This window comes from Mycolicibacter senuensis (genome assembly GCF_003284925.1).
Taxonomy (GTDB): Bacteria; Actinomycetota; Actinomycetes; order Mycobacteriales; family Mycobacteriaceae; genus Mycobacterium; species Mycobacterium algericum_A.
Map to the genome: position 1 here is coordinate 1 of NZ_QMEX01000251.1, position 2,708 is coordinate 2,708.

The 2,708-nt window shown below is 69.8% G+C and carries 2 protein-coding genes; both read right to left on the minus strand.

All coding sequences use genetic code 11. The features are described from left to right. On the minus strand, positions 1-1,014 hold a 1,014-nt coding region (locus DQP56_RS23670; protein ID WP_112689496.1), incomplete at its 3' end, for a PAS domain-containing protein. Between the two features lie 300 nt (positions 1,015-1,314). After that, positions 1,315-2,708, minus strand: a 1,394-nt coding sequence (locus DQP56_RS23675) for a Zn-binding domain-containing protein (protein ID WP_114475792.1), incomplete at its 5' end; no start/stop codon positions are given.

Consider the following 2,708-nt stretch of genomic DNA (forward strand, 5'->3'; position numbering starts at 1 on the left):
CGGCTCCAGCTCGGCCTCGGCCAGTTCGTCGTCGGTGGGCAGCCGCAGCGCGATCAGGCCGGCGTAGGTGCCGGCTTCGAGCTCGATCCGGTTCACCGTCACGTGCACCGGCGCCCAGCCCCCGTCCGGCTGGCGCAGTCGCAGCACTCCGGTCGCCGGCCCGGCGGTGAAATCGGTCGTCATGCGGGCGACCCGGGCTTCGTCGTCGGGATGCACCCGGGGGGCCTCCACCGTGCCGCGCCAGTCGTAGAACGGGCACGGCTCGTCCAGCCACTTCAGCAGCCGCCAGTCGATCAGGTCGACCATGGCCCGGTGCACGCCGGGCTGCGCCAGCCCGTGCAGGATCTGCTGCGCCAGAAAATCGGGACGCTGCACGGTGCCGTCGAGTTGGCCGCGCCAGTTCATGCCCCGCGCCACCAGATGCTCACGCCCGCCCGGATCGGACTCCCAGGCGGTGCGCGCCACGAAACCCACCCGGATGGTGTCGCCGCGAAAATCGGTGACATCCCAGCTGCTGCAGATGGTCTTGTCGGGTTCGGCCCGAATCGCCAGTGCCAGCACCTTGTTCTCGTTGGGGTTGAAGTCGCGGGTGGGCAGTTCCTCGGCGAAGGCCCGGCCGTGGGTGGCCTCCACCGCGGGGTCCTTGCCGCTGTTGGCCAGTGATTCCTCGGTGTCGGTGGCGACGCCGAGGGTCAGGTCCCACTTCAGCGGGCCGGGGGTGGGACGCTCCGGTGGTTCGGCATCGGCCGGGCCACTCCAGACATGCACGCCGTGCACGTGGCCGTCGGACATCACCACCGGCTCGGTCCGGATCACCCGGTCATGCTTGGGGGTGATGCTGACCAGGCTCTGCCCGGTGCGCATCGTCTCGGCGATCGCAGTCCGGATCGCAGCCAGATGCGGGCTGCGACGCAGGAACTGGGTGATCGGCACCAGATTCTTCACCTGGCGCCCCTGGGCGACGACTACCGGTTCACCGCCGAGCGTCTCCACCAGCAACCAGTCGTGTGCCATAACCGGGGATTTTACGGCCAACGGTTCGCTACCAGCACCGACAGCAGCCGTTTCCCAGTTTTATCCGGCGGCGGGAGGTAACCTGGTTGGTTTTCGAGTTGCGTTGGTCCCGTACAGCCGGTAACTTACGGCCGCATCCGGCTGTGTACCGGGTCTTGGGGAACGGTTTGTTATCGACCGTTCGTCTCGCTGCTCCGTCGCCGTCTCCGGTGGCATGTTTGCCACGGGAGTCCGCGGGGTATCGGTTCGGGGAGTCGGCCGTTCGGGGGGTCGGCCGACTCCCGCAACCGTGCTTCCCGACTAGTGCCGGCCCGTGCCGTTGAGCCTGTCGAGCACCAATCGCAGTACCCGCACCGCACCCTCCTTGTCCAGCGGGTCGTTGCCGTTGCCGCACTTGGGCGACTGCACGCATGACGGGCAGCCGTGCGGGCATTCACAGCCTTCGATCGTCTCGGCGGTGGCGGCCAACCAGGTGGACGCCGAGCGGAACCCCCGCTCGGCGAACCCCGCGCCGCCCGGGTAGCCGTCGTAGACGAACACGCTGGGCAGCGCGCCCAGTGAGCCGGGCCCCAGCGCCGTGGACAGTCCGCCGATGTCGCCGCGGTCGCAGCTGGCCACCAGCGGCAGCAACCCGATCGCCGCGTGCTCGGCGGCGTGCAACGCCCCCGGTATCCGTGCTTCGGTGATGCCACAGCCGGCCAACGCCTCGGCGGTGACGGTGTAGACCACCGCGGTGGTCGGCAGCGTCGCCGGGGGCAGTTCCAGCTCGACGAAGTCCAGCACCTCGCCGGTCGGCAGCCGCCGCAGGTAGCCGACGATCTGGCGGGTCACCATGACCGGCATCAGTCCGAGGCTGACCGGCCCGAACCAGGCGCGTTCGCCGTCGCCGGTCACCGCTATGTCGGTGATCTCCCGGGCGAACGTCGCGTAACCGGGATCGTCGGCGTGCACGAAGGCGATCCGGCGTTCGGTGTCCAGCGAATCAACCAGGTAACTCTCGCCCTGATGCAGATACACCGCCCCGGTGTGCACGGTGGCCGGCGCCCGCCCGGCATCGACGTTGCCCAGCAACCGGCCGGTGTCGGCTTCCACGATCACCACCTGCCCGCCGGCAGCGCCCCGGATGTCGACCTCCGGATGCGGGTCGAGCCCGGGCGCCGGAAAATACCTCTCGGAGCGCCGACGCAGCAACCCCTCGTCGACCAGGCTCTCGGCGACCCTCTCGGCGCCCAGTTGCGCCACTTCAGCCACCGTCAGCGGCAGCTCGGTGGCCGCGCACAGTAACTGCGGCCCCAGCACATACGGGTTGGCCGGGTCGATCACGACCTGCTCGATCGGTTTGTCGAGCAGCGCCGCGGGATGATGCACCAGGTAACTGTCCAGCGGGTCGTCGCGGGCGATCAGCACGATCAACGCGGTCTGACCGCGCCGGCCGGATCGGCCGGCCTGCTGCCAGAACGACGTCACGGTGCCGGGAAAACCCGCGATCACCACCGCGTCCAGCCCGGCGATGTCCACCCCGAGCTCCAGCGCGTTGGTGGTGGCCAGCCCGTACAGCTCCCCGTCGGCCAGCGCACGTTCCAGCCCCCGGCGGTCTTCGGCCAGATAACCCGCCCGGTAGGAGGCGACCTTGTCGGCCAGCGCCGGGGCGACCGATTCCAGCCGGGTGCGGGCCGCCAGCGCGGTCAGTTCGG